Below are 7,924 nucleotides of genomic sequence, written 5' to 3'. Positions count from 1 at the left end.
CCCGCCCAGGAATCGCTCTGGGCGGACTTGCTCGACGGCGACGTCTCGGTCGGTGAGTTCCGACTGCAAGAACACCGAACAAACTGGGTCTTGCACGTCACCGTCGAGTACGAAGTCGCGGAACCAGACGAACCCGACGACGCGACGCCGGTCGGTTTCGACATCGGAGAATCTAAACTCCTGACGGGCTGTGCCCTGACGGACAATGGTACGCCAACCCAACCGTACATTTACGACGGCGGACGTGCGCGCCACCTCCGCAAGGAGATGCACACGACGCTCAAACGATTGCAGGAGTGTGACGCCGCACCGTGGCGCGGTGACGAACGCTTTGACCACTACCAAAATGCCTTGACGGATATTATCGAGAAAGCGTCTCGGGAGGCTGTCGAGTACGCTCGACAGTTCGACTCGCCGGTAATCGTTCTTGAAGATCTGTCGAACCTCCGTGAGGGACTGGATTACGGCAAGTGGATGAACCGGCGACTCCACAACTGGACGTTCGCCCGTCTCGCCGGACGCATCGAGGATAAAGCACGTGATGCTGGTATCCCGGTACGGTTCGTGAATCCAGCGTACACATCCCAAACGTGCCACGCCTGCGGCCACATCGGTTCTCGACGTTCACAGGCAGCATTTCGATGCACGAACGCGGAGTGTTGGGTCTCGGAATATCAAGCGGACATCAACGCCACGGCCAACATCGCCGGTCGCGTTAACCCGTGGGGAGAGAGTCTGCCTTGGAAATCGGCAGGGCGTCGCCAGAACTCGATGAGTTCTGGCTGCCAACCAGAAACGGCGTCCGTTTCTGGTGACGATGACTCACCACAGGATGGGAGTGCTTGTGACAGCACCACAGGACACCGCGAGAAGAGTCGGCAATCCCGACAGACGACGCTTGCGGCGTTTCAGTTCTGAAACCTCCTCGACGCGAGGCTTCCCTTGTAGGAAGCCCCGCCCTTCAGGGTGGGGAGGATGTCACGAAAGACGAACAGCGAGCACCGTCCGCCACGGAACCAACAGCGCGAGTCCCACGCCGATCGAGACGAACATGAACGTGATGGCGAAGTTTCCGTGGAAGACGGCAGTCGAGCGGAGTCCTTGTCCGATCAGCGCGGCGACGATCCACGCGCCACCGCCGATGAGTGCGGCCCGAAGCGGCGTCTCACGAGCACTCTGGCTGTACGCTCCGAGCACAGGCGCAGCGATCACCCACCCGATGTAAAAGGGGAGTGCGGTGCCAGTGACGCGGCCCGGATTGGCCAGCAGGAAATCGATGGTGTAGTGGCTGAGTTCGCCCGCGAGAACGAACAGCCCGATCAACACGATGTCACCGATCGCTGTGACGAGAGTCATCGACGATCGATCGATCCGACCGAGAACGTCGCCCGTGGTGGTGCTCATAGCTTCTGCTTTACACCCCCTCGACTTCACTCGTGCGTTCTGTCTTGTGCTGTTGAATCGAGCGTCTCGACAGCGATCACGACGCTTTGGAGCCGTTGTGGAACCGATGCCGCCGACAGACGCGTCAGCGGGCGGCGATACGGATGGGATGCGTAACACCCATTCCTGCCGGCGGTGGACTACTGGACATGGAAACCGAGACGCTCATCGAATGGCACGAGTGGGGACCGGCGCCGTTCGAGGAGGCCCGTGCCGCTGACCGGCCGGTGTTGCTTTCTCTCTCCACACCGTGGTGTGAATGGTGTGAAACGATGGACAACGGGGCGTTCTCCAACCCAGCAGTTGCGGCGAACGTTCACGACGATTTTGTCCCGATCCGCGTCGATGCGGATCGCCACCCTCGGGTGCGCGATCGCTACACCATGGGGGGATTCCCCTCGACAGTGTTTCTCACACCGGCGGGCGAAGTGCTCACCGGTGCGATGTACATGGACACCGAGACGCTCCGGTCGGTGCTTGAACGCGTCCGCGAATCGTGGACCGACGATGAAGCGGGCCGGATTCCCCGAGCACTCCGGGGCGCTGAACCGCCCCGTGGAGAACTCGACGAGCGTATCGAAGAGCAGATGAACGGGCAGATAGAGGCGGCCTACGACGAGGAGTTCGGTGGCTGGGGTGACAACGCGAAGTTTCCGCTTCCACGAACGGTGGAATTCGCGCTCAAACGCGACCGTCAGCGCGCACTCCGGACGCTCGAAGCAATCGCGACGCACCTGTATGACACCTACGACGGGGGGTTTTACCGCTACGCCGAAACTCGGGACTGGAGCGATCTCCACCGGGAGAAAGTGCTTGACACCAATGCGGCCGTCTGTCGAGCGTTCACGACCGCGTATCTGTACACCGGTGACGAGCAGTACCGCAAGCCGGCACAAGGAACGATCGACTATCTCACGACAACACTCCACACAGGAGACGCGTTCGCGGGCAGCCAAGCCGCGAGCGACTACTACACCCTTGACCCGAGCGACCGAGAGGCACGACAGCAGCCAGCTATCGACGAAACGGTGTTTGCAGGCCGCAACGCGCTAGCGATCGACGCGTTGTGTCAGTTCTACGCCGTCACCGACGACGAGGCAGCACACCGTTATGCCGAGCGGACGCTCTCATACGTGCTTGAGGAACTCCTCGAAGCGGGAGCGGTTCGTCACTACGAGAACGGAACGACGGGCCTGCTCTCCGATCAAGCCCGACTACTGGGCGCGCTGACGACCGCCGCCCAGACGCTCGATCCCACATACACCGAGCCAGCGAAAGCCGTCGCTGATTGGACAATCGAGCAGCGCCGAGCGTCGGACGGGCGCTTTCGAGATGGACCACAGGAGGGACCAGCACTGCTCGATCGACCGCTTTACCCACTCGATGCAACCGCTGAACTTGCCGACGCACTCGTCGATCTCGCCGTCCTCACCGAAACCGAGGAGTACCGCGATGTCGCCAGAACGGCGCTGGCTGCTGTCGCCGGCGCACACGATCGGATGGGAGTGGAAGTGGCGGGATATGCGACTGCTGTCAGCAGACTCATCACGCCGCCACTCGTAATCGAAGTCGCAGACACGCCCGGCAGTGATCTCCACCGGGCCGCACTCCGTGTCGCTGACCACGAGAAGGTCGTGCGTCTCACCGAGTCATCGGACGAAACAGCGACCGTCATCACCGACGGGGAGCGGTCCGATCCCGTCTCGTCTCCCGCGTCGCTCGTTTCACTCATTGAAGAGGAGTAAACTCCCGATGTGTTTTTATCGCAGCGGGAAGATGGAACTACGTAATGGCAAACCTTAGAGATTTGGGCCTCTCAGAATACGAAGCGCGTGCCTATCGAGCGCTCTTGCAGACCGGGCCGACAACTGCAAAGGAGTTGTCACAAGTTAGTGAAGTTCCGATGGGGCGCATCTACGACGTGTTAAACAGCATCGAACAGTACAACCTCGTCCGTTCACAGACCGCCTCCCGGCCGAAAAAGTACGTTGCGGTCGAACCATCGACCGCACTCGATCGGTTACTGGAAGACAAAAAGCGCGAACTTGCCGAAAAGGAAAACCAGTATGAGGAGATCGTTGACGAACTCACCGCGACGCTCGACAGCAACGAGCCACACGAAGAGACGTTCTGGACAGCCGCGGTCGGTCCCGAAGAGGTGGACGATCTGTTGGTCGAGCGCATCGCTGCCGCCGACGATCGGGTCGTGATGGTTGCCTCAACCGTCTCCGAACGGTTCGACATCGATTCGATCGGTGAACGGGTCGCTGCCGCGCTCGAAGAAGCACTCGACCGAGATGTCGAGGTGTCGTTACTCATGCGCCCGGCACTCGTCGACGACCTTCCATCGTCGGTCGGAAAGCGGTACCGCACCAGCCTATCACCACATCGGAACTTCGACTGTCGGACGAGTGACGACGTGAGCGGTACGTTCACCATCGTGGACGACACCGAAGTCTGTATCGAGGTTCCGCACCCACTCCGAGGATCGGATCGGTTTGCGATGATCAATCTCAAAGACCGGAGCTTTGCCGGTGACGTTCGTGCGGAGTTCGAACCCCGCTGGGAGGAAGCCGAACCACTCACGTTCTGAGTAGCACCGATACAGTCGGGTATCGATCGATACCGGCCTTCCCGTTGGGTCCTCAGTCCTGAGTCCCGTTCAGTTCGGCGCGCAGTTCATCCATGTCCGCAACGCGTTCGGCGTGGGCGTTGTGTTGGTGGATAGATTCGTCGTTGGACTGTTTCATCGTGATGACGGCGTCATCCGGAAGGTGGGAGAACCGCTCAGTAACGCCTTCAGCCATCGATCGGACGCAGTCCTCAACGAATTTCGCGTCCGCGTGGGCGTCGTAGGTCATGTGGTCTTCATCCGGTCGTTTTGCGAGGTTGTAGATCCGTGCGCTCATCGAATCACGCGCCACGTCGATGATGTCGATAACGTCGAGATCGGGTTCGCCTGACGATTCAACGGTGAGCGTCGCGTGTCCACGCTGGGAGTGACCGGGTTGCGGTACCGCATCGAGGAACTGCTCGATCGTCTCGTCGTCAACACCGAGATCGAGTAGCGTCTCTCGTGCGCGTGCGGCAGACATGCCCTGTGAGCAGGGACAGACGGTCATACCAGTAACGCGCGCACCGATCTCTTCGCGCGTCTCCTCGTCGGTTGCGGTAGCGCTGGCGATGATGTCAGCCGTAGATTGGGTGAGCCGATCGGACTCCGGCGTCTGATCGTGAACCACGTATCGCGCTTCCATCCGCACCTCTGCTTGTGTGGTGTAGTCGTGCTTTTCGAGAAGGCGCTCGGCCGCAGTCCCACAGACATCCTCGACACCGGAGGCGGTGTCATCGACAGCGATCTCAAGCGTTTCGTCGATGACCTCCATGTTGCGGCTCATATCGGCTCCTTTCCGCCATTTGGGAAGGTCAACGAACACCTCGAACTCGGCCATCAACACGATCGGCCGGTCGCCGTTGCGATCGATTTCGACGAGCTTTTCGACACCGGTCACGCCGACGCGGTTGAGTCCGATACTCACCGTCGGACTCGACGCCTGCACGTCCGGCAGCTGCTGGCTCATTATCTCATCTGAGGGGTTTGGACGGAATAGGGGTTGCGAAAGCAACATCGTGGCTGTCCAGTGGTTCCACTCAGTCGAGCTTGCCGAGTGCTGTGAAGAAATCGATCTCGGGACCAGCGATCCGTACCGGTGGCGCGTCCGCCGAGACGGTGATCACGGCTGGTGGATCGATTTCCTGATGGATCCGTCCGTCGCTGACGGCGATCACAGAGGACGCATCGTCAGCCCGGACCGACACCACTGCGTCCGGATCGATCACCAACGGTGGCATCCCGTCTCTAGCACACATCTCGTTGAGCACCATTCCAGAGACACCCGGATGAATCAACGGTCCGCCTTCACTGAGATTGTACGCGGTGCTGCCGGCGGGCGTGGCGACGAGCACGCCGTCGGCGTGACCGCCGGTGTACAGCGATCCATCGACCCGAACTTCGATCGTGAGTCCTCCATCAGGCCCGCGATGTGAACCCATGACCGCGATCTCGTTAAGCGCGGGCGGAAGCGTCCACCCGTCTCCAGTCGCGCTCAGCCGAGGAATGTCAAGTGTTCGAATGGTGCTGTCGCCCGATTCGTGGTTCTCGATCGCTCGTTTCACAGTCGACACGGCGTTTTCGGGTGCGGTGGCGTTGAGAAATCCCACTTCACCGAGATTCACACCCATGATGGGGGTCGAACCGATCCAGCGTGCGGCGTAGAGAAACGTGCCGTCGCCGCCAATACTCACAACGAGATCACACTGGGACATCTCCTCGACAGCGATACCTGTTGTATCGAGCGCCCCGGCTGTCGTCTCATCCACGATGACGGACACGTCCACGGCGTCCTGAATATCGCCCGCCAGCGACGCTGCCCGTGGATTGTCCTGCTGTGCGACAATACCGATCTGCATGGTCAACCGTTGGTCGCGGGCCGCAAAAACCCACGTAATCGAACTGATCCCAAAATTTCACCCCGGGACGAGGGTCGCGTCTGTGGAATCGTGTAACGAGCAACGGAGGTTCCCAGTCGATCAGTCGTTGTGAGTGATACATCTTGCAGATCGATAGATGTCTAGTGGAACAGTACCGTCGTTCGAACACGGCAGGAACGTCCGACCGAGCGTGTCGTTTATCGGAGTACAGATACTGAAAGAAGTATGACGGTCTACGAGGCAGAGGTACCAGGGGTAGGTCACAAATTCGAACTCGAACTTGGCGACGAGGAGCGACTCATCGTCATCATCCACCACGACGGGAAGCGAGAAATCTATCTTCGCCCCGGTGAGAACCAAGACAGTGAGAAACTGTTCAGTCTGACAGGAAAGCTGGCCCGGCAACTCGGTTCCATTCTCGAAGGCGCGTACTTCCAACCCGTCGAGATGGATGATATCCAAGTTCCCCTGGGAGAAGCCATCATCGAATGGATCGACGTTGACCCGTCAGCGCCGTTAGTGGGCCAGTCTCTCCAAGAGGCCACTATCCGCGAACGAACGGGCGTCTCCATCATGGCTATTCAGAGAGGTGAAGAAACGATCGCAAATCCCCAACCCGACACCACGATCGAAGCCAACGATGTCCTCGTGAGTCTTGGAACCCGAGACGAACAGCAGCAGTTTGCGGCGTTGGTCGACAGCGAATCGATCGATACCTAATACACAACCAATGTCGGAGACGTTGCTCCTCGAAATCGGTATCGCACTGACGGGTATCGCGGTCGCTGGCGCTGTTGCCAACCGTCTCAGCCTCTCTGTTATCCCGGCGTACATCGCTATGGGCATCCTCATCGGCCCGAACGAACCATCAACGATCGCGGGCATCTCATTAACACTCGTCGATCAGCGGGAATTCATCGATGTCGTCGCAGAACTCGGAATCGTGTTTTTGCTGTTCTTCCTCGGCGTCGAATTCAGTATTTCACAGTTGCTGAACGACCGCAGACGCATCGCAACGATCGGGACCGTCGACTTTCTCGTCAACTTCAGCCTCGGGATCGGTCTCGGGATCGCGTTTGGCTACTCGCTCCTCGAAACGTTCTTTCTCGCTGGAATCGTCTACATCTCTTCGAGCGCTGTGATTTCGAAATCGCTCATCGAGAGCGGCTGGGTCGCAAACGCCGAAAGCGGCCCTATCTTAGGAACACTCGTGTTTGAGGACATCCTGATCGCCATCTACCTCGCATTGTTGACGGCGGTTGCGGGCGGTGGCGGAACGGTGGTGGACGCCGCTGTTGCGATCGGTGGAGCGTTCGTGTTTCTCGGAGGACTCACACTCATCGCGTGGTACGGCTCTTCGGTCATCGAACAGGTGTTCGACGCCGACTCGGACGAGTTGTTTTTGTTGCGCATACTCGGGGTGACGACGCTCGTCGCTGGATTCGCGCTCACGATCGGACTGAGTGAGGCGGTCGCAGCCTTCTTCGTTGGCACCGCGTTCAGCGAGACAAACCACATCGAACGCATCGAAACCGTCGTCACGCCAGCACGGGATTTCTTTGCTGCCGTCTTTTTCTTCTCCATCGGTTTGACGACTGAAATAACCCTCCTTACCGATCTCGTCTGGTTGCTGCTCGCAGCAGTGCTCGTTACGACTGTCGGTAAAATGGTCAGCGGATCGCTGTCCGGACGGATCTATCGCCTTGATCGACGGCGGTCGATGCGTGTCGGCGTCGGCCTGGTGCCCCGTGGGGAGTTCTCCCTCGTGATCGCCACGCTCGCGGCGAGCGTCGGCACTGGCGCACTCGGCGGGGAAATCCCAGTGTTCACCGTCGGGTACGTACTCGTCATGAGTGTCGTCGGAACGTTGCTCATCCAGAACGCCGATCGGGTTTTCGAAGGAATCACTGCCGTCTCACGAGCCACACGCCGGACTGAGACGGGGTGAACTGTTCACCGAATACTGGAAAGAAACATCCTCAAAGAGCTT

Annotated in this window: 8 protein-coding genes; 5 read left to right on the top strand and 3 right to left on the bottom strand. The window is 59.5% G+C overall.

The window, feature by feature from the left end; genetic code table 11:
* Positions 1-918, top strand: a 918-nt coding sequence (locus EIK79_RS11910; RefSeq protein WP_148094148.1) for an RNA-guided endonuclease TnpB family protein, incomplete at its 5' end; no start/stop codon positions are given.
* Between the two features lie 60 nt (positions 919-978).
* Here EIK79_RS11910 and EIK79_RS11905 read toward each other — a convergent pair.
* Positions 979-1,404 (bottom strand): DUF3054 domain-containing protein, encoded by a 426-nt coding sequence (locus EIK79_RS11905; RefSeq protein ID WP_124955338.1) that lies wholly within the window; start codon positions 1,402-1,404, stop codon positions 979-981.
* 188 nt (positions 1,405-1,592) lie between these two features.
* Between EIK79_RS11905 and EIK79_RS11900 the strand changes: the two genes are divergently transcribed.
* Together EIK79_RS11900 and EIK79_RS11895 are read left to right on the top strand one after the other, a co-directional pair.
* Positions 1,593-3,188, top strand: a complete 1,596-nt coding sequence (locus EIK79_RS11900; protein WP_124955337.1) for a DUF255 domain-containing protein — start codon at positions 1,593-1,595, stop codon at positions 3,186-3,188.
* Positions 3,189-3,232: 44 nt separating this feature from the next.
* Positions 3,233-4,036: a TrmB family transcriptional regulator gene (locus EIK79_RS11895; RefSeq protein WP_124955336.1), complete on the top strand. Its 804-nt coding sequence runs from the start codon at positions 3,233-3,235 to the stop codon at positions 4,034-4,036.
* Between the two features lie 52 nt (positions 4,037-4,088).
* Here the strand turns inward: EIK79_RS11895 and mptA are convergent, their stop codons facing one another.
* Both mptA and EIK79_RS11885 read right to left on the bottom strand, forming a co-directional pair.
* The gene (mptA, locus tag EIK79_RS11890; RefSeq protein ID WP_124955335.1) at positions 4,089-5,024 is read right to left on the bottom strand and encodes a GTP cyclohydrolase MptA; all 936 of its coding nucleotides are present in this window, start codon (positions 5,022-5,024) and stop codon (positions 4,089-4,091) included.
* 70 nt (positions 5,025-5,094) lie between these two features.
* On the bottom strand, positions 5,095-5,913 hold the full coding sequence (locus tag EIK79_RS11885; protein WP_124955334.1) for an NAD(+)/NADH kinase: 819 nt from the start codon (positions 5,911-5,913) through the stop codon (positions 5,095-5,097).
* Between the two features lie 246 nt (positions 5,914-6,159).
* On the opposite strand from EIK79_RS11885, the gene EIK79_RS11880 reads away from it, so the two are divergent.
* The gene (locus tag EIK79_RS11880; protein ID WP_124955333.1) at positions 6,160-6,654 is read left to right on the top strand and encodes a cation:proton antiporter regulatory subunit; all 495 of its coding nucleotides are present in this window, start codon (positions 6,160-6,162) and stop codon (positions 6,652-6,654) included.
* Positions 6,655-6,664: 10 nt separating this feature from the next.
* Positions 6,665-7,882, top strand: coding sequence for a cation:proton antiporter (locus EIK79_RS11875; protein WP_124955332.1), 1,218 nt, complete (start codon positions 6,665-6,667; stop codon positions 7,880-7,882).
* Positions 7,883-7,924: the final 42 nt, after the last annotated feature.

Origin of the sequence: Halocatena pleomorpha (assembly GCF_003862495.1) — an archaeon.
Lineage (GTDB): Archaea > Halobacteriota > Halobacteria > Halobacteriales > Haloarculaceae > Halocatena > Halocatena pleomorpha.
Note: the sequence above shows the minus strand (reverse complement) of the source record. Positions and strands in the feature narration are given on the sequence as shown.